General features: G+C 72.5%; 17 protein-coding genes. 12 read left to right on the top strand and 5 right to left on the bottom strand.

Going from position 1 to position 18,088, the window contains the following annotated elements:
- Positions 1-33 precede the first annotated feature (33 nt).
- Positions 34-927, bottom strand: a complete 894-nt coding sequence (locus ABZT74_RS17820; protein ID WP_356435975.1) for an oxygenase MpaB family protein — start codon at positions 925-927, stop codon at positions 34-36.
- Between the two features lie 279 nt (positions 928-1,206).
- Between ABZT74_RS17820 and ABZT74_RS17815 the strand changes: the two genes are divergently transcribed.
- The 5 genes from ABZT74_RS17815 to ABZT74_RS17795 all read left to right on the top strand — a co-directional run bounded on the left by ABZT74_RS17815 (position 1,207) and on the right by ABZT74_RS17795 (position 4,623).
- Complete coding sequence (locus ABZT74_RS17815; RefSeq protein ID WP_356171369.1) at positions 1,207-1,455, top strand: WhiB family transcriptional regulator; 249 nt, start codon at positions 1,207-1,209, stop codon at positions 1,453-1,455.
- Between the two features lie 258 nt (positions 1,456-1,713).
- Positions 1,714-2,415 carry an SDR family oxidoreductase gene (locus ABZT74_RS17810; protein ID WP_356435972.1) on the top strand — a complete coding sequence of 234 codons (702 nt, stop codon included), beginning with the start codon at positions 1,714-1,716 and terminating at the stop codon, positions 2,413-2,415.
- A 69-nt stretch (positions 2,416-2,484) separates the two neighbouring features.
- Positions 2,485-3,213 carry a DUF2071 domain-containing protein gene (locus ABZT74_RS17805; RefSeq protein ID WP_356435969.1) on the top strand — a complete coding sequence of 243 codons (729 nt, stop codon included), beginning with the start codon at positions 2,485-2,487 and terminating at the stop codon, positions 3,211-3,213.
- A 222-nt stretch (positions 3,214-3,435) separates the two neighbouring features.
- Positions 3,436-4,062, top strand: a complete 627-nt coding sequence (locus ABZT74_RS17800) for a sigma-70 family RNA polymerase sigma factor (RefSeq protein ID WP_356171377.1) — start codon at positions 3,436-3,438, stop codon at positions 4,060-4,062.
- Between the two features lie 270 nt (positions 4,063-4,332).
- Positions 4,333-4,623, top strand: a complete 291-nt coding sequence (locus tag ABZT74_RS17795; protein WP_356435967.1) for a hypothetical protein — start codon at positions 4,333-4,335, stop codon at positions 4,621-4,623.
- Positions 4,624-4,692: 69 nt separating this feature from the next.
- Here ABZT74_RS17795 and ABZT74_RS17790 read toward each other — a convergent pair whose 3' ends face one another.
- Positions 4,693-5,643 carry an ornithine cyclodeaminase family protein gene (locus tag ABZT74_RS17790; protein ID WP_356171382.1) on the bottom strand — a complete coding sequence of 317 codons (951 nt, stop codon included), beginning with the start codon at positions 5,641-5,643 and terminating at the stop codon, positions 4,693-4,695.
- Entirely contained in the window at positions 5,640-6,608 is a 969-nt protein-coding gene (locus tag ABZT74_RS17785; protein ID WP_356171384.1) for an IclR family transcriptional regulator, read from the bottom strand. The genes ABZT74_RS17790 and ABZT74_RS17785 overlap by 4 nt, the downstream gene beginning before the upstream one ends.
- A 167-nt stretch (positions 6,609-6,775) precedes the next feature.
- Between ABZT74_RS17785 and ABZT74_RS17780 the strand changes: the two genes are divergently transcribed.
- The 5 genes from ABZT74_RS17780 (at position 6,776) to ABZT74_RS17760 (ending at position 12,385) form a co-directional block, all read left to right on the top strand.
- Positions 6,776-8,167, top strand: coding sequence for an amidohydrolase family protein (locus ABZT74_RS17780; protein WP_356435964.1), 1,392 nt, complete (start codon positions 6,776-6,778; stop codon positions 8,165-8,167).
- On the top strand, positions 8,164-9,243 hold the full coding sequence (locus ABZT74_RS17775) for a membrane dipeptidase (RefSeq protein ID WP_356435962.1): 1,080 nt from the start codon (positions 8,164-8,166) through the stop codon (positions 9,241-9,243). Before ABZT74_RS17780 ends, ABZT74_RS17775 begins: the two co-directional genes overlap by 4 nt.
- An 80-nt stretch (positions 9,244-9,323) precedes the next feature.
- On the top strand, positions 9,324-10,307 hold the full coding sequence (locus tag ABZT74_RS17770) for an LLM class F420-dependent oxidoreductase (protein ID WP_356435959.1): 984 nt from the start codon (positions 9,324-9,326) through the stop codon (positions 10,305-10,307).
- Between the two features lie 243 nt (positions 10,308-10,550).
- Positions 10,551-11,900 (top strand): transaminase, encoded by a 1,350-nt coding sequence (locus ABZT74_RS17765; RefSeq protein WP_356171395.1) that lies wholly within the window; start codon positions 10,551-10,553, stop codon positions 11,898-11,900.
- Between the two features lie 44 nt (positions 11,901-11,944).
- Positions 11,945-12,385 (top strand): Lrp/AsnC family transcriptional regulator, encoded by a 441-nt coding sequence (locus tag ABZT74_RS17760; protein WP_356171398.1) that lies wholly within the window; start codon positions 11,945-11,947, stop codon positions 12,383-12,385.
- An 18-nt stretch (positions 12,386-12,403) separates the two neighbouring features.
- Here ABZT74_RS17760 and ABZT74_RS17755 read toward each other — a convergent pair whose 3' ends face one another.
- A complete protein-coding gene (locus tag ABZT74_RS17755) occupies positions 12,404-14,602 on the bottom strand; it encodes an FUSC family protein (protein WP_356436117.1) in 2,199 nt (732 codons plus the stop codon).
- A gap of 289 nt (positions 14,603-14,891) precedes the next feature.
- The gene (locus ABZT74_RS17750; protein ID WP_356435956.1) at positions 14,892-15,230 is read right to left on the bottom strand and encodes a UBP-type zinc finger domain-containing protein; all 339 of its coding nucleotides are present in this window, start codon (positions 15,228-15,230) and stop codon (positions 14,892-14,894) included.
- Between the two features lie 429 nt (positions 15,231-15,659).
- On the opposite strand from ABZT74_RS17750, the gene proP reads away from it, so the two are divergent.
- Both proP and ABZT74_RS17740 read left to right on the top strand, forming a co-directional pair.
- Complete coding sequence (gene proP / locus ABZT74_RS17745) at positions 15,660-17,156, top strand: glycine betaine/L-proline transporter ProP (RefSeq protein WP_356435953.1); 1,497 nt, start codon at positions 15,660-15,662, stop codon at positions 17,154-17,156.
- Between the two features lie 158 nt (positions 17,157-17,314).
- Complete coding sequence (locus ABZT74_RS17740) at positions 17,315-17,938, top strand: GNAT family N-acetyltransferase (protein ID WP_356435950.1); 624 nt, start codon at positions 17,315-17,317, stop codon at positions 17,936-17,938.
- Positions 17,939-18,088: the final 150 nt, after the last annotated feature.

The raw sequence follows: 18,088 nt of genomic DNA, 5'->3' as shown, positions 1-18,088 counted from the left end.
CGGCCGGGACCCGCGTGCCGTCGTGGCCGCGGTTCACCCGGCGGACGCCGGGGCAGAGGCGGTCGGGCGCGACGGCGCCATGGCCCAGCGGACGACCGAGGTGATGGCGCAGCCGAGCGGCCGGACGCACACGGTGTCGACCAACGGCAGCCGGGGCAGGCGCAGTTCGGCGGCGGCCCAGGGTGGCAGCAGGGACACCGCGTTGGCCGCGAGGACCCCGTACGGGAGGCGCACGGCGAGTGGCACCGGCGGGTTCAGCAGGAGGAACCGCGCCGCTTCCCGTGCCTCCGGCGTGGCACGCACCTCGCCGCGGTAGGAGTCCAGCCGCTCGGCGAGTTCGGCGCGGTTCGTCGGCGGGTCCGCGACGCCCAGCGCGGCGGCGACGCGGGCGGTGTCGGCGACGTAGCCGTCGCATCCCTCCCCGGTCAACGGACGTACGCCGTACCGCTGGTGGGCGCGCAGGAAGCTGTCGACCTCCGCGACGTGGACCCACGCGAGCAGATGCGGATCCGCGGCGCGGTAGGGCGTGCCCTCCGAGGTCGTCCCGCTGACCCGCTCGTGGACGGCGCGGACCCGGGCACAGGCCTCCTGGGCGCTCTCGGCGGTCCCGTACGTCGTCATCGCGAGGAAGGTGCTCGTGCGCTGGAGGCGTCCCCAGGGGTCTCCGCGGAATCCCGAGTGGGCGGAGACGGCTGCCATGGCGAGCGGGTGGAGCGACTGGAGCAGCAGGGCGGAGAGCCCGCCGATGAACATGGAGGCGTCCCCGTGCACCGTGCGGATGGGCCGGTCCGGGCCGAACCAGCGGGGTCCGGGCGTCTCGTGGATACGGGCGCGGTTCTTCGGCCCCTCGGGACCCGCGACGCGGGCGAAGAGCGCGCTGCCCAGCCGTTCCCGCACTCCGGCGGTGTCCGGTCCGGTGAGTCTCATGGGACGGGCGGCCTCCCTCCGTGTCGTCCTCCGGGCGGCCCGCGTCGTACAGCGGACCGGCCCCCGGTGAATTCACCGGCGCGCGACCGGTCGGATGCAGCCCGTGAGGGCGAGTTCCGGCCTGTCGCGCGAAACCGGCCGAGGCACTCTCCAGCATGGCCGAATTCGCCGGGAAAGCCTAGATTGATGCCTACCTCTGCCGGGTCGGGCGGTGCCAGGAGCACCGCGGAGACGACCTGCCCGCGAGCACGCGGCGACCGGCGGAGGACGGGATGAGTCATGAACTGGCGTGAATCGGCTGCCTGTCGCACCGAGGATCCGGAACTCTTCTTCCCCCTCGGTGAGGACGGCCTGTCCAGAGGACAGATCGAGCAGGCCCGCGCGGTCTGTCACCGTTGCCCGGTGCTGCTCGCGTGCGCGAGCTGGGCCCTGCTGAACGCGGAGTACGACGGGGTGTGGGGCGGCATGACGGCGGCGGAGCGCCGCGCCCTGAGACTCCGGGCCGCTTCGGGGCGTCACGACCCGTGACCGGTGCGGCGGCGGGGGCCCGGCAGCCTGAGGCGGCGCGTCCCCGGGATCGCGTGGGCGTGACCGCTGGTGGCAACCGCCGGCGGTCACGGGTGGCAGAGGACGAGCCGTCGCCGTACGCACGTCCGCAACCGCAGAGCCCGCCGCCCGCAACCGCCTGGAGCGCAGCGCCTCGCCGCCGCATCCGGGCACCGATCACCCGCCGAATAGGCAGACGACCGTGGACTGCCCGCGGAACCGGGCCGTGGGAGGTACGGCATGCAGATCAGAGGTGCGCGGATGCTGGTGCCCGGCGCCACCGGAGTGCTCGGCTCCGCTCTGGCGTCGCGTCTGCACGAGCGGGGCGCCGCGGTGGCCGTCGCCGGCCGCGACCGCGTCGCACTGGCCCGGGTGTCGCGGGCCTGCGGTGACGCTCCCGCCCACGCGTTCGACGCGTACGACCTGGCGGAGTGCGCGCGCACGGTGACCTGGGCGGCCGACGAACTCGGCGGGCTGGACGCGGTCGTCGTCTGCGTCGGAAGCGTGGCCTTCGGACGGGCGGAGGACGTGAGTGACGCCGTGGCCGAGCACCTGGTCACCGTCGATTCGCTCGCCCCGACGGCGTTCCTGCGGGCCGCGCTCTCCCTCGTGCGGCCGGGCGGGGTGATCGCGGCGGTCACCGGTGTCGTCGTCGACCGGGCTCCCGCGGGCATGGCGGACTACGCCGCGGCGAAGGCGGCCCTCGCCGCGTGGCTCCAAGCCGTCCGGCGCGAACAACGGACTGCCGGGACCACGGTTCTGGAGATCCGGCTGCCGCACCTGGAGACGGGCTTCGCCCGGCGCGCCGTGTCCGGGACTCCTCCCGTCCTGCCGGCCGGGCTGCCCGTCGAGTACGCGGTGGACGCGATCGTCGAGGCGCTCACGAGCGGCGCCCGGCTGGTGCGGCCGGGTACCGGCGCGACCCTCGACGTGGTCCGGTAGCAGGGGCGGACGGGGAGTCACGTGCCCGGCAGCGGAGTGTCCCGACAGCGCCACAGGACCACGCGTCCCGTGGAGCCGGTCACGCTGCTCGCGCCGAGGCCGGTGCGCAGGACGCTGTTCCGGCAGAACTGGCGCGACCTGGTGTTCCTGCACTGGCCGGCGGACCCCTTCCAGGTGGCCGGGCTGCTTCCGCCCGGCACCGTGCCCGACCTCCTCAACGGTCGTACGTACGTGGGGCTGGTCTTCTTCCGGCTCCGCGACCTCACCTTCGGCGGCACCCCCGCCGTGCCGTATCTGGGCTCGTTCGACGAAGTCAACGTCCGGCTCTACAGCAGGGACGCCCAGGGGCGCCGAGGCGTGGTGTTCCGTTCGCTGGAGTGCGACCGGCTGCTGCCCGTGCTGGCGGCCGACGCGTCCTTCCGGCTTCCCTACCGGTGGTCGCGCATCCACAGCCAGTGGTTCGACACCCGCCTGCTGTACCGCACCAGCCGCCGCGGCGCGCCCGACGCGCGGGCCAGGGTGTGGCTCGACGTCGGGACCGACCCGGTGGCGCCCGACCCGGTCGAGGAGTTCCTGACCAACCGCTGGGGACTGCACGGACGGGCCTTCGGGAGGTCGTACTACCTGCCGAACACCCATCCGGCGTGGACGTTCCGCCGCTGCGTCCTGCTCGACTGGGACGACTCGCTCATCGCGGCCGCCGGTCTGCCCGAGCCGTCCGAGGCGCCGTTCAGCGTGTTGTACGCCCCCGGTGTGCCGGTGCGGTTCGGTACCCCGACGGCGCTTCCCGGCACCTGAGCGAGGCCGGTTCGAGGCCCGGAGCGCCGGGGCCGAAGCAATACGATGCAAAGTCGATGCAAGTTGCCGGGGTGCATCGATATTGCGGATGGTGGCAGGGCCGGAATCGCGGATTCGCACCGTGTGCCCGGCACGCCCGACGCCTTCGGGACGGTGCTGCCGTGAGGAACGGCCGCAGGACCGGAGGCGGGACGCAACCGCACGGTCCGAGGAGCAGTCGCCATGACCGCACAGCAGACCACCGAGCAGCCGCTGCACGGCGCTCCGTGGGCGGCTCCGGTACAGGAGTCGCTCGACGACGAGGAACTCGCCGCCGCGTTCGTCCGCGGCGACGAGCAGGCACTCGCCGCCGCCTACCACCGCTGGGGCCGGCTGGTGTACACCCTGGCCCGGCGGTCCCTGGGGGACGCCGCCGAGGCGGAGGACGTCACCCAGGTGGTGTTCCTGGCCGCCTGGCGGGGGAGGGCCGGCTACGCGCCCGAGCGCGGCGCCCTCGCGGCCTGGTTCGTGGGGATCACCCGACGCAAGATCGCCGACGCGCTGTCGGCCCGCACCCGCCGTGCCGACCTGGTGGCGGCCGCCGGCGCAGTGATGGCGCTGCGCACCCAGGACCGGGCCGGTGAGCCGGACGCGGTACTGGACCGGGTGCTGGTCGGCCACGAGTTGTCGAAGCTCCCCGCTGCCCAGCGTCGGGTGCTCAGCCTCGCCTTCTACGACGACCTCACACAGACCCAGATCGCCCAGGTCACCGGCCTGCCGCTGGGAACGGTCAAGAGCCACGCGCGCCGTGGGCTGCACGGCCTGAGCCGCTGTCTCCAGGACTCCCGTGAGGACGGACTGCGGGCGTGAGGTGACGGCGGCCGCCGTCGGAGGAGCCAGGCCGAGGGCGTCGCGCCGGAGTCCGGCACTCCCGTGATCCGGCGGCGCGGAGCGCGTCCATGGGCACGCGGCCAAAGGACATGACCCCGTCGGTGCATCCGGCGGAGGGGCGGGCCGCGAAGCAGGAGCGAAGGACGGACGTCACGGTCCGGGATCCCGTCGGCGAGCCGCTGCTCGCGCCACGGGGACCGAGGACCGGCGACATCCTCGCGGCGGCTCCGGCAGGTGAAGAGGTGACACATGAGCGGCGCCCCGCTGTCGGGCCATCTCCCGCCCGCAGACCTCGCCCAGCACGTTCTCGACGGGACGCGCACCCCTTGGCCGCCCGAGGAACTGGACCACCTCGGACACTGCGACCCCTGCCGGGACCGGGCCCGGGCCTTCGAGCGCGTAGAGGCGGCGGCCCGCGACAGCCTTCCCCACGAACCTCTCGTGAACCCGCCCCCGCGCGTGTGGGCGGCGATTCTCGCCGAAGTGCGCGCCGAACGGACCGAGCCCGCACCGGGCACCGGTCGCCGTCGTACATCATGAACTCCCGGTCACAGGCGGCCTGTTGAGGGTTCGCCTGTCGGTGGGTGCGGAACGTCGCCGTGTGAACGGCTAGAGGGTGAGCCGGGTGCCCCAGCCCTCCGCGACCGCGACCGCGTGCGCGACGTGGGCCGCCGCGACATCGAGCGCGGCGTGCCCGGTCGATTTGAACAGCGTGAGTTCGACGTCGTCGCGGCGACCGGACCGGTCCCCGGCGAGGACCGCGCCGAGCGGGGTCACCCGGCGCTCGGGCGGCAGACCCTGCAACTCGTGCGCGCCGGACGGTGGTCGGGTCGTGGCGGCGCCGGGCCATTCGGTGAAGAGGGTGGCGTCGCGGACGGTTGCCGCGTCCACTTCGGGACCGTGCGAACCGCCCACCGAGCTGACGTGCGCGCCGGGGGCGAGCCAGTCGCGGTCGATCACGGGCCGTACGGCTCCGGTGCAGCAGAACACAGTCCCGGCCCCGCGCACGGCGTCCTCGATGCCGGGCGCGGCCCGGCCCGCGGGGTGCAGTGCCGCAGCGCTCGCCACCCGCTCGGGGTCGCGGCCCGCGACACGGACGGGGGTCTTGGGGTCGAGCGCCGCGAGCAGTGTCAGCTGGGCCCGTGCCTGGGCGCCGGTTCCGACGACCGCCACCGGGCCCCCGTCCGCGCGGGCCAGGGCGCGGGCGCTGAGGGTCGCGCTCGCGGCGGTACGGATCTCGGTGAGGGGTTCGGCGTCCATCAGGGCGAGCGGGCGGCCGTCCACCGCGTCGAACAGCGCGACGATGCCGAGGTGACTGCTGCGCCCGGGCCGTTCGGGGTCGCCGAACACGGAGACGAGTTTGGCGGCGAGCCCGAGGCCGGGCACGTGACCGGGCATGGCGCCGAGCAGACCACCCGGAGCGTGCGCCGCGATCCGTGACGGCGCGGAGACCTCGTCCCGGCTGACGGCGATCAGGGCCGTCGCCACGGCGTCCATGACCCGCCGCGGATCGAGCGCGGCCCGTGTCTGCGCGCCGTCGAGAAAGCGGATCTCGCTCATGCCGGACCTTCCGAGGACGGAGACGGGGATGTGGCTGCGGTCGGATCGGCGGCGGCCGTCGAAGGTGTCCCGTGAGAGGGCGAAGTGCCCGTACCCGAAGCCGAGTCCGCGGACGTGGCGTCCCCGGGGACCGAGTCCGTCCGGTCGGAAGCAGGACGCGCGATGCCGATCGAGGGTGACGTGGACGCTGAAGCCGCAGACGGTGAAGCCGGAGCGGGCGATCCGGGACCGGAGAGGATCCGGGCGAGTTCGTCCGTCGCCTCGCGCAGCAACTCCTGGAGCAGGCCGAGCCGGTTCTCGTCGATCTCCGCGGCCAGACCGACCACGGTCACGGCACAGACCGGCGCACCCGGACGCGTGACGACCGCTCGGCCGAGCGAGGCGACGGGCTGTTCGTTGCGCCCGTACTCGACGGCGAACCCGGTGCGCGCGGCCCGGTCGATGTCGGCCAGCAGCCCGTCGGGTCCGTCCAGCGGGTGACCGTCCGCCTCGGCGGCCCGCACATAGGGGGCCCGGTCGGCCGGTTCGAGTGCGGCGACCAGGGCGAGCGGACCGGCGAACCGGTGAACGGGCAGGGCCTCGCCCATCAGCCGGCTGATCATCGCCAGGCGGTCGGGCCGTACGACGTCGATCACGCGGGAGCGGTCGACCTCCGGCACCTGGAGGTTGACCATCATGCCGGTGCGCTCGGACAACGTGTCGAGCACCGGCCGGGCGAGCGCTCCGAGCGAGTTCCTGGCGGCCGAGGACGACAACCGCAGGACCGCCGTGCCGGGCAGATAGCGATCGCCCGCGCGCAGCACCCAGCCGCGCCGGACCAGATCGACGAGCACCCGGTAGGCGGTCGCCCGGTGCAGGCCGACCTCCTCCGCCAGGTCGGTGAGGCGCGGCGGCCGGTCAGCGCGCGCCACGGCCTCGACGAGGTCGAGGGCCTTGTCCACCGCGGTCCGTGTCTCTGCGGGCAATTCCGGCCCCTCCTTGTGATGCCGTCGGATGCGAGCGTACGGTAGCGCATGTTTCGGGCGGCGATACGTTTGTTACGCACACCGTAACAAGATCCCGGACGGGCGTCGATCGGCCGGCCCGGAGTCCGGCCGCGACGGGGTTCAGGCAGAGCTATGACGAGGTGAAGATGACGGACGAGGTCTCGGGCGCACCCGCCCCGCACGCTCCCGCGGTGGAGGGAACCGTCGCGGTGTACCGCGGCGCGACGCTGTTCGACGGGACTGGGCGTCCCGCCCGGCCCGGCACGTCGATCGTGGTCGACGGCCAGGTCGTCCGCGCGGTCGGCGACGACGCCGCGATCGCCGCGGAACTGCCCGCCGGCGCAAAGGTCTTCGACCTGGACGGCAGCTTCGTCGTGCCGGGACTGATCGACGCGCACCAGCACATCGCGACGCCGCCGGACCGCCCCGCGGCCGAGGCCGTGCTCCGCCGTCTCGTGCACAGCGGCGTCACGGCCATCCGCGACATGGCCGACGACCTGCGACAGGTCGGAGATCTGGCGCGGGCCACGCTCGTCGGTGAGATCCCCGGCCCCGACATCCGGTACGCCGCGCTCATGGCGGGCCCCGGCTTCTTCGACGACCCGCGCACCCACCAGGTGTCGCAGGGCGAGACGCCGGGCGCCGTGCCGTGGATGCAGGCGATCACGAAGGACACCGATCTGCCGCTGGCGGTCGCGATGGCCCGCGGGACCCACGCCAGCGCGATCAAGGTGTACGCGGATCTCGACCGCACCACCGTCGCCGCGATCACCGCGGAGGCGCACCGGCAGGGCGTCCCCGTCTGGGCCCACGCGACCGTCTTCCCGGCCTCACCCGGCGAGATCGTCGACGCCGGCGCGGACAGCGTCTCCCATGTCACCCTGCTCGCCTTCGAGGGCACGGACGAACCCCTCACGAGCTACAAGCACAAACCTCGCGTCGCGTACGAGAGGTTCGCCGCCGGCGACGACCTGCGCATCGAGGAACTGTTCGCCCTGATGCGTCGGCGCGGGACCGTCCTCGACGCCACCGCGGGCATGTGGGCGAGCGAGGCCCTCGCGGGCGACGGACCCGAGGACGCGGAGCGGGCGGCGGCCAACACTGAACTCGCCGCCGTACTCACCGCGCAGGCCCACCGGGCGGGCGTGGACATCGCGACCGGCACGGACTACGAGACCGACCCCGAGGCACCCTTCCCGGCGTTGTTCGACGAGCTGTCCTTCCTCGTGCGCCGCTGCGGGATGTCCCCCGAACAGGTGCTGCGCTCGGCCACGCTGATCGGGGCCCGCAGCGCCGGAGCCGAGGACGTCATGGGCAGCGTCGAAGCCGGCAAGCTCGCCAACTTCGTCGTCCTGGCGGACGATCCGCTGCGGGACATCGAGAACCTGCGGAGCGTCACGCTGACCGTGAAGCGGGGCCACCGCTTCGAGCGCCGAGCGTTCGACGGAACCGCCGCCGGCGCTGAGCGATCCGCCCCCGTCCCGTCCCCCGAGGCCGAAGAGCCCGGACCGAACCGCCGTGCCGAGGAGACCCGATGACCGACCTCCCCCTGATCGTCAACGCGCTCGGGCAGCTCGACAACCCGAACGCTCCCCGGTCGGCCGAGGCCGCCGCCGAGCTGAACCCCTCGAGCGAGCAACTGACCATCGACGCACGCACCCTGGCCGACGCCCACGCCTCGGGCCTCACCGCCGTCAACATCACGCTCGGCTACACCATGGGGGACCTGCCCCCGTACGAGCACACGCTGCACGAGATCGACGTCTGGGACGGGATCATCCGCGACAACGCGGCCGACCTCCTCAAGGTCCGTACGGTCGCCGACGTCCACCGCGCCAGGCAGGAAGGGCGGATCGGTGTCATCTACGGCTTCCAGAACGCGGTAGCCGTGGGGGACGACACGAGCCGCGTCGCCACCTTCGCCGAGCGGGGCGTGCGGGTCGTCCAGCTCACGTACAACCAGGCCAACCACATCGGCGACGGCTCGATGGCTCCCGAGAACCGGGGCCTGACCGAGTTCGGCCGTAGCGTCGTCGAGGCCCTCGACGAGCACCACCTCATGGTCGACCTCTCCCACAGCGGTGAACGCACCTGCCTGGAGGCGGCCAAGGCCGCCCGGCTCCCCGTGTCGATCAACCACACCGGCTGCCGGGCCGTCGCCGACCTGCCCCGCAACAAGACGGACGAGGAACTGCGCCTGGTGGCCTCGCGCGGCGGGTTCGTGGGCATCTACTTCATGCCGTTCCTGAACCCGTCCGGTCACGCGAGCGCCGCCGATGTCGTCGAGCACATCGTCCACGCGGTGAACGTGTGCGGCGAGGACCACGTCGGCATCGGCACCGACGGCACCGTCACCTCCATCGACGACCTCGACACCTATCGCGCGCACCTCGCCGAGCACGTGGCCCTGCGGCGCGAGGCCGGCGTCGGCGCGGCGGGAGAACGGGACGACACGCTGCCGTTCGTGCTCGACCTCCGCGGAGTCGACCAGTTCCGCGACCTGATCCGCCTGCTGGAGCAGCGGGGTTACAGCTCCAGGCGTATCGAGAAGATCCTCGGCACGAACTTCCTCGACTACGCGGACCGGGTGTGGGCACCGGAGGCCTCGCGGTAGCCCACCCGCGTCCCGTCCGGACAAGTCGGCTCCCAGGGGCCCCTGTTGTCCCCGCGCCGGGCGTGACTACGGTGGCAGGCATGAAGATCAGCGTGGTCGCCGCAGCGCGAGAGGACGACAGCCCGGTAGAGGAACCCCTGAGGGTCGCGACGGTCGCCGACCGGCTCGGGTACGACGAGGTGTGGGCGGGGGAGGGGCCCACCTGGGACTCGTTCGTACTCGCCACCGCCATCGGACAGGTCACGGAGCGCGTCTCCGTGACGGCCGGACCGGTGCCGGTCTCGGTCCGTGACCCACTGACCATCGCCAGAGGCGCCGCGTCGGCCGCCGCCGTGATCGGCCGTCCGGTCGGTGTCGCCCTCGGGACCTCCAGCAAGCGGGTCGTCGAGGGCGTGCACGGCCGCCCCCGCACCCGGCCCGCCGCGGAACTCGCCCGCTCCGCCGAGGCCGTCCGCGCCCTCCTGCACGGTGCGCCCGGCGAGCCGATCGTGCCCGGCAGCTCGTTCCGCCGCAGGCAACGGCCGCCGGGCGGCCCGCTCACCGTCGCGGCCTTCGGTGACCGGGCGATCGCGGCGGCCGCCGAACACGCGGACCGGATGCTCCTCGACGTCGTCTCCCCCGAGCAGGTCGCCGAGCTGCGCGCCAAACTCGTCGCCGCCGCCGAGCGCGTCGGCCGGACACCACCACGGCTCGCCGCCTGGCTGCCCGCGGCCGTCGACCCCGAGCCGGAATCGGTCCGCCAGATCCTGGGCAGTGTCGTCGGCTATCTGACGGTGCCGGGCTACAGCGACATGTTCACCACGGCGGGCTTCGGCGACTCGGTCGAACAGGCGCGGACCGGCACCGACCGGGAGACCCTCCTCGCGAAGCTCCCGCAGGAGGCCGCGACCACGGTCGGCCTGGTGGGCGACCTCGCCACCGTCGAGGCCAGGATCGCGGCCTACGCCGCCGCGGGGCTCGACGAGATCGCCCTCGTCCCCGCCACCGACGGTGACCCGGGAGGCGAACGCACCCTCACCGCACTGGCGGGCGCACGGAACGCCCCACGACCGAACGGCAACTGAAGGAACAGGCCCCTGGCAACAGGTGTGGGTGACCGGCCGTCGCGGGCAGCGCCTGCCCGCGACAGCCGGTCACCCACACCCCTTCGGCGTGTCCGAGAACGAACGCTCGGACGGATGGGTGCCGGCACCCGGTGCGCGCGATTCACGTGTCGAGGCGATCGAATCCATCGCCAGGTCTTGCTGTGGCGGCGCATCCGTTCGTAGCATCGCCGTATTCGTTCACCGGACCGGAGGAGCCCCTCGATGGACCGCACCCGCCTGCAGCAGCTCCTGGCCCGCGAGAGTGCCGAGGCCGAGCGCCGCAACCCGCGGTCCAGGGCCGCCTACGAGCGGGCCGACCATCTCTTCGGCAGGGTCCCGATGACCTGGATGAACAAGACGGCGGGCGCCTTCCCGCGCTATCTGGACACCGCTCGCGGCGCCCGTGTCACGGACATCGACGGGCACGAGTACGTCGACTTCTGCCTCGGTGACACCGGCGCGATGGCCGGACACTCCCCGGCGGTGGTGGCCGAGGCCGTGCAGGCCCGGTTCGCCGAGAGCGGGGGCGCGACCGCGATGCTGCCCACCGAGGAAGCGGAGTGGGTCGGCGCCGAACTGACCCGCCGCTTCGGACTCGCCCGCTGGAGTTTCGCGCTCACCGCGACCGACGCCAACCGCTGGTCCATCCGGCTCGCACGGGCGGTCACCGGACGCCCCAAGATCCTCGTCAACAGTTACAGCTACCACGGCAGTGTCGACGAATCGCTGATCGTGGTCGGCCCCGACGGCGAGGGCGCCGCCCGCCCCGGAAACGTCGGAGCCCCCTGCGACGTCACCCTCACGAGCCGCGTCGCGGAGTTCAACGATCTCGCCCAGCTGGAGCGCGAACTCGCCCACCAAGACGTCGCCGCCGTCCTCATGGAGCCCGCGCTCACCAACATCGGCATCGTCCTGCCCGAACCGGGCTACCTGGAGGGAGTCCGCGAGCTCACCCGCCGGTACGGCACCCTCCTGATCAACGACGAGACGCACACCTTCTCCGCCGGACCGGGCGGCTGCACCGCCGCCTGGAACCTGGAGCCGGACATGCTCACCATCGGGAAAGCGATCGGCGGGGGCATCCCGGCCGGTGCCTACGGGCTCTCGGCCGACCTGGCCGAACGACTGCTGGGCCGCGCGGACCTCGACCTGATCGACATGGGCGGTGTCGGCGGCACCCTCGCCGGGAACGCGCTCTCCGTCGCCGCGATGCGGGCGACCCTCGAACACGTCCTCACCGACGGGGCGTTCACCGCCATGGCGAAGCTGTCCGAGCGGTTCGAGACCGGGGTGCGCGCGAGTATCGAGAAGTGGCGGCTGCCGTGGTCGGTCAGCCGGCTCGGCGCCCGTACCGAATACCGCTTCGCCGATCCCGCGCCGCGCACCGGCACCGCGTCGGCAGCCGCCGCGGACACGGAACTCGAGGACTTCCTCCACCTCTACCTCGCCAACCGGGGCATCCTCCTCACCCCCTTCCACAACATGGCGCTCATGTGCCCCGACACCACCGAGCGGGACGTCGACCTGCACACCGAGGTCTTCGCCGGCGCCCTGGCCGAACTGGTCGGCTGAGCAGCGCCGTTCGACCCGCCGAGAGCCGGACGGAAAGGAACCGCGTGGACGAGATCGACAAGGCCATCCTGCGTGAGCTGCAGATCGACGGCCGTATCGCGTACGCCGAACTCGGCCCGAAGGTCGGCCTGTCGGCGTCGGCCGCCCGCCAGCGCCTGCAACGCCTGCTCGACTCCCAGGCGGTGCAGGTCGTCGGCGTCACCGACCCGATGGGCATGGGAGGTCAGGCGATGGCCCTGCTCGGCATCGGCGTCGACGGGGACCCACGAGCCGTCGCCGACATGCTCGCCGAACGGACCGAGGTCGTCTACTCCGTGCTGACCTCGGGCGGCTTCGACCTGTTCGCCGAGGTCGTCTGCCCGGGACCGCGCGAGCTGCTGGACTTCGTCAACGACGTCGTGCGGCCGGTCGAAGGGGTCCGGCAGGTGCAGTCGTTCCCCTACTTCGGGATCCACACGCACCGGTTCCTCTGGAACGTCGGCTGAACGATCGCCCCGCGGGAGTTACGGCGCCGCACTCCCCGGCGACGTCTTCCCGGGCGTGGCGACCTGAACGCCGAGCGGGCGGGCCAGACCGATCACGCCCTCGTCCAGGCGCTGGAGATGACGCAGGACCCGGCCCGTGACGCGGTCGTGGCGCGGGTGACCCGGGGCGTCCGGCTCCAGCATCGAGGCGAGACTCGCGCCCGTCTCCGCGACCCCGTCGGCGGTCTCGTCCTCGACCCGCGCGACGAGGACGTCGATGTTGTGGCTGATGCGCCGGCCCGCGAGCTTGAGCCGCGGGTCGGCCGCCACCGTCCGGCTGTAGGGCAGGAGTTCGGCCGTCGCCGCCAGCGACCGGGCGTGGTACGCGCAGGTCTCCAGCAGGGCGACGAGGTAACGGGCGGTCTGGCGGCGGGCCCTGAGCGGCGTGATCGGGTGCGTCAACGGCTGCGTGGAGGACCGCAGATCCTCCAGCGCCGTGTCGAGATCACGCGCCTTGTCCAGCAGGTCGAGCGCCACCCCGCCGCTCAACTGGTCGACCGCCGCGCTGCTGACGTCCCCGAGCCGGGCCAGCACGGTGGCGAGGAGCTCGTCGGTACGCCGGTCCGTGGGCACCGGCAGCACCAGGGCCGCCGCGACCACCCCGCAGGCCGCGCCCAGCGCCGTCTCCTCGATCCGCAGGAAGAGCACCGAGGCGCTGTAGGTGTTGAGCAGCGTGTACAGCAGGCCCAGCATCGCCGTCACGAAGAACGACATCAGGGCGTACGACAGCGGGGCGGTGAAGAACATCGCGAAGATGAACAGCAGCACCAGCGTGAACGCGATCCAGGTGTGGTTTCCGACCATGCCGGCGAGTCCGACACCCGCGATCACGCCGAGCACGGTACCGAGCAGCCGTCGATAGCCCTTGACCAGGATCTCCCCGGTCGAGGACGTGTTGAGGAAGACGACCCAGCAGGTCAGCACCGCCCAGTACCAGCGCTGGCTGGACAGGAACTCCCCGCCGACGATGGCGAGGGCCGAACCGACCGAGACCTGTACCGCGGCCCGGGTCGTCGGCCGCTGCAGCCCCTTGCGCGCCGACTCGTCCTCCTCGGCCTCCTCGGCGCCCGCGATGGCCACGTCCTCGGCGTCCAGCTCCTCGCGGGAACGCGTCGTCTCCGGCGAGTCGTCCGACTCGTCCTGGGGCCCGTCGAGCGCCAGCCGCAGACCGAGGACGGAACGCGCCGCCTCGCCGATACCGCGGAAGACGTCCTGCACGGCGGCCGAGGCACGCGGCAGGTTCTCCTCGTCCCGGTAGCCGAGCAGGCGGTTGCGGACCTGCGCGACACCGGTGCCCCGCTCACCGGAGGCCGGGCGGGCGACGAGTAGCCGCAGCGCCTCGAGGTCGCGCCGCAGGACAGCGGTGGTGTCGTCCTGCGCCCGCAGCCGGTCGCCCGGGGCGGGCAGCGGCGCGTCCGGCAGATGCAGGGTGAGCGTGTCGGCCCGCTCGGCGCTGCGGGCGGTGAGGATGAGGACACCGAGCCGCTCCGCGGAGATCTCGGCGTCGGCCACACGGCGCTGGACCAGTGAGGCGACCGTACTGTCGCTCGTGCCCTCCTCCAGGCGGCCCTGGATCATCATCGCGCTCTCGTGCAGCCGCGCGGTGTTCTGCCGAACGTCCTCCAGCGCCTTCTCGGCCCGGTCGGGAGTGGCGTCGAGGAGGTCGATCTGCGCGGACACCAGCTGGGCCAGCCGCGCGCGGAACGCCTCGCGCAGCCGCAGCAGGACGCGTTCGGGTGTCTCGACGACGAGGCCGAAGCGGACGACGGCACTGCAGACGAAGGCCACGGCGAGCGTCGCGACCAGGCCGGGGAGCGTGGAGAAGGTGACGCCGACGAACAGCGAGACGAAGTAGATCTGGAAGCCGATGAGTCCGAGCGCCCACCCGCGGTCCCCGAACCGGCGGCTGTAGACCGCCGTGAAGATGAGCGCGACGAAGAACAGGTCGCCCGCGACGACATGGTGGTTCAGCCATGCGCCCAGCGTCATCGCCACGATGGCCACGGGCAGGCCGAGCAGGAGGGTGCGGGCCTGATCGCCGCGCTGCTTCTCCTTGATCGCGAACGTGCCGACCATCGCGGTCATCGCACCGGCCACCATGTGAGTGACATCGGCACCGAGCAGGCTCAGGACGGCGAGCGCGAGCGCGATGGCGCCGACGGTCCGGAGGCCGGCCATGAGCCGCAGCAACCCCGGGTCGGAGGCCGCGTACCGGTCCCAGATCCCTGCGTACCGGTCCCAGATCCCCGCCCGACTCGGCCTGGTCACTGTCCTCACGCTGCGCTTTTCCCCGCTCCCGCGTCATGATCCGGAACTCCAGCATGGCATGCGGGGGTCACACGGTCCGCGCTGCCCCACCGTCCGGCACCCTCGGCCGCGGAACGCGGACCACCGCGTTCCGGCAGGGGGCGAGCCGCCGCGCGCCGACGGGGAGCCGGGGCGGACACGGCCGGCAGCGGACGGGGACTCAGCACGGCTCGGGCCGGAGGAAGACCTCGTCCTCGTAGCACCACGCCCAGGTCTCGCCCGGCTCGGCCGAGCGGACGAGCGGGTGGCCGGACCGCTCGTGATGGGCGGTGGCGTGCTGCCCGCGCGAACTGTCGCAGCAGCCGATATGGCCACAGGTCAGACAGGCGCGCAGATGCACCCAGGTGCTGCCCCGGGCGAGGCACTCCGCGCAGCCTCCCGCGCCGGAGAAGCCGATCCCGGGCACGGCCTGCTCCAGGTGGGAGCAGCTCCGTCCCTCCGGTCGTCCGCCGTCCGCGGCGACCACCCAGCCATGTGCCGTTGCCTCGTCGGGTGCCATACGTCGAGTCTCCCCGCCCGGCGCGGGCCACGCAGTCCGTCCTGGTCGCCGGCCGCGGCCGTTCAGAAGATCACGGTGCACCAGCGGTTGACGAAGGCGGACCGGTCCGGTGCGGGCGGCCCCGCGGACTGCCGCGCGGCCGGTACGGCCGGGGATTCGGGGCGACGTGCGGCCCGATCGGCCGACGCCTCCGTGTGCTGGGGACCGACGGCACTCGGCCCGTTGATCGGATCAGCTGGTGACATGGCCGGTGAACGAGCGAGCGCCTCGCGAGGACACGGCGCCGGAGACTGCGCGGGCCCGCGCGGCGCGTGACGAAGATCATCGTTGCCGCGAATCTGTTTGCATCTGCCACGAACGAGTAAACGAGTCTCTGGACCACTCCCGGGCTCAGAGCAGCGAAGACACAGAAGGCGGAGAGGACGCTTCATGGCAGTCACCGAGACCAACCCTGTCGATCCGGAGGCGGTCAAGCGTCATCGCACGCTGTTCAGAGCCGTACGGAGGCGCAGGAATCCGCCGCTGCGACGGACCGACATCACGGTCACGGACGAGGCGGCCGTCAAGCGCGCGGTGAAGGCGGCGTCGCTCGGCAACGCCATGGAGTGGTTCGACTTCGGCATCTACAGCTACCTCGCCGTCACCATCGGACACGTCTTCTTCCCGTCCGGGAACGGCACCGTCCAGCTCCTGTCGTCGTTCGCGACCTTCGCCGTGTCCTTCCTGGTGCGCCCGCTCGGCGGCATGGTCTTCGGGCCCATGGGTGACCGGGTCGGCCGCAAGAAGGTGCTCGCCATCACCATGATCATGATGGCGGTCGGCACCTTCGCCATCGGGTTGATCCCCTCCTACGCCACCATCGGCTTCTGGGCCCCGGCCCTGCTGATCCTGTTCCGTCTCGTTCAGGGCTTCTCCACGGGCGGCGAGTACGGCGGCGCCTCCACCTTCATCGCCGAGTACGCGCCGGACCGGCGCCGCGGGTTCTTCGGCAGCTTCCTGGAGCTCGGCACGCTCGCCGGGTACGTGGGCGCGGCCGGCCTGGTCACGGTGCTGACCTCCGCGCTGGGCAGCGACGGCATGGAGTCCTGGGGGTGGCGCGTGCCGTTCCTGGTGGCGGGGCCGATCGGACTCGTCGGTCTGTATCTGCGGCTGCGGCTGGACGAGACGCCGGCGTTCCAGAAGCTGGAGGACGAGTCCGCGCACAAGGCGTCCGACGCCGCCTCCGCGGTGGAGACGACCGCCAAGGGCGACCTCGCGAAGATCTTCCGTGACTACTGGCCGACGCTCATCCTGTGCGTCTGCCTGGTCGGCGCCTACAACATCACCGACTACATGCTGCTGTCGTACATGCCGACGTACCTGTCCGACGAGATGGGCTACAGCGAGACGCACGGGCTGATCATCCTGATCGCCACGATGGTGGTGCTCATGCTGATCATCAGTCAGGTCGGCAAGCTCTCCGACCGCTTCGGCCGCAAGCCGCTGCTGATGGCCGGCATGCTCGGCTTCCTGTTCCTGTCCGTCCCCGCCTTCCTGCTGGTCCAGCAGGGCAGCCCGGTGGCGGTGTCGGCGGGCATGCTGATGCTGGGTCTCTCGCTGGTCTGCATGCTGGGCACGATGTCGGCCGCCCTGCCCGCGCTGTTCCCGACCCAGGTCCGCTACGGCTCCCTCTCCGTCGGCTACAACCTCTCCGCCTCCCTCTTCGGCGGTACGACCCCGCTGGTGATCACCGCGCTGATCTCGGTGACCGGAAGCGAACTGATGCCCGCGTACTACGCGATGGCGGCGGCCCTCGTCGGCGTCATCGCGGTGGCCTGCATGAAGGAGACCGCGCGGCAGCCGCTGGCCGGATCGCCGCCCGCCGTCGGCACTCCGGAGGAGGCCGCCGAACTGGTGGAGCGTCAGGCGCCGGTCCCGCGGTTCTGAGTTCCGGGGCTCGTCTCCGGTCGGAGGCGACCGGGTGTGTGTGGTGCGCGGCAGCCGCCCCGTACGGCTGCCGCGCCCGCGGAAGCTCGCCGCCGTACGTCCCGGCCGGGCAGTCCCGGCTCTTGTGGGAGCGCTCCCAAGGCGTCAGGATCACGTCCATGAGCGCATCGCCGAGCATTCGCCCCTACCGGGCCGCCGACCGTTCCGCCGTCGCCGACGTCTGCGTGAGCACCGCGGACGAGGGAGGGGACTCGCGTGCCCGATACCCCGACGAGGGGCTGATGCCGGCGATCTTCGCCGAGCCCTACTGCCGGCTGGAGCCCGAGCTGGCCTTCGTCCTCGACGACGGGAGCGGTCGGGCGGTCGGCTACGTCGTCGGCACGGGTGACACCGAGGCGTTCGCGGCGCGCTTCCGGGAGTCGTGGATCCCGCGTGTCGCGCACCGCTACCCGGTCCCCACGGGCGCGCCGCGCTCGCCCACCGAGGAGATGATCGGGCTGCTGCACACCCCCGAGCGCATGATCCTGCCCGAACTGGCCGGCTATCCGGCGCACCTGCACATCGACCTGCTGCCGCAACATCAACGCCGCGGTCATGGAAGGGCGTTGATGCACACCTTCCTGACCGCACTGCACGACCGCGGGGTGCCCGCCGTCCATCTCGGCATGGTCACCGCGAACAAGGCGGCCCGGGCGTTCTACGACCGTCTCGGCTTCCACGAGATCCCCGTGGAGGACCCCGGGCCGCTCACGTATCTCGGCAGGGCCACGACGATCTCGTAGAACGAGCGCACTGAAAGGGAGTTGACGCGCGGCGGCACCGCACGGCCTTCCGTCGACATCCGGAAGGCCGTGCGGCGCTCGGGACCGTGCCTGGCGGTTCCAGCGGGCGGAGGACGGCCACCCGCCGGGACCGCCGTGAACGAGCGACCC

Source organism: Streptomyces sp. NPDC005302 (assembly GCF_040607345.1).
Classification (GTDB): Bacteria; Actinomycetota; Actinomycetes; order Streptomycetales; family Streptomycetaceae; genus Streptomyces.
This window is presented reverse-complemented; position numbering and strand designations above follow the sequence as displayed.

Coding starts and splice junctions, on each gene's coding strand:
- ABZT74_RS17820 (WP_356435975.1), bottom strand. CDS start 927: ATGAGACTCACCGGACCGGACACCGCCGGAGTGCGGGAACGGCTGGGC.
- ABZT74_RS17815 (WP_356171369.1), top strand. CDS start 1,207: ATGAACTGGCGTGAATCGGCTGCCTGTCGCACCGAGGATCCGGAACTC.
- ABZT74_RS17810 (WP_356435972.1), top strand. CDS start 1,714: ATGCAGATCAGAGGTGCGCGGATGCTGGTGCCCGGCGCCACCGGAGTG.
- ABZT74_RS17800 (WP_356171377.1), top strand. CDS start 3,436: ATGACCGCACAGCAGACCACCGAGCAGCCGCTGCACGGCGCTCCGTGG.
- ABZT74_RS17795 (WP_356435967.1), top strand. CDS start 4,333: ATGAGCGGCGCCCCGCTGTCGGGCCATCTCCCGCCCGCAGACCTCGCC.
- ABZT74_RS17790 (WP_356171382.1), bottom strand. CDS start 5,643: ATGAGCGAGATCCGCTTTCTCGACGGCGCGCAGACACGGGCCGCGCTC.
- ABZT74_RS17780 (WP_356435964.1), top strand. CDS start 6,776: ATGACGGACGAGGTCTCGGGCGCACCCGCCCCGCACGCTCCCGCGGTG.
- ABZT74_RS17775 (WP_356435962.1), top strand. CDS start 8,164: ATGACCGACCTCCCCCTGATCGTCAACGCGCTCGGGCAGCTCGACAAC.
- ABZT74_RS17770 (WP_356435959.1), top strand. CDS start 9,324: ATGAAGATCAGCGTGGTCGCCGCAGCGCGAGAGGACGACAGCCCGGTA.
- ABZT74_RS17765 (WP_356171395.1), top strand. CDS start 10,551: ATGGACCGCACCCGCCTGCAGCAGCTCCTGGCCCGCGAGAGTGCCGAG.
- ABZT74_RS17755 (WP_356436117.1), bottom strand. CDS start 14,602: ATGGCCGGCCTCCGGACCGTCGGCGCCATCGCGCTCGCGCTCGCCGTC.
- ABZT74_RS17750 (WP_356435956.1), bottom strand. CDS start 15,230: ATGGCACCCGACGAGGCAACGGCACATGGCTGGGTGGTCGCCGCGGAC.
- proP (WP_356435953.1), top strand. CDS start 15,660: ATGGCAGTCACCGAGACCAACCCTGTCGATCCGGAGGCGGTCAAGCGT.
- ABZT74_RS17740 (WP_356435950.1), top strand. CDS start 17,315: ATGAGCGCATCGCCGAGCATTCGCCCCTACCGGGCCGCCGACCGTTCC.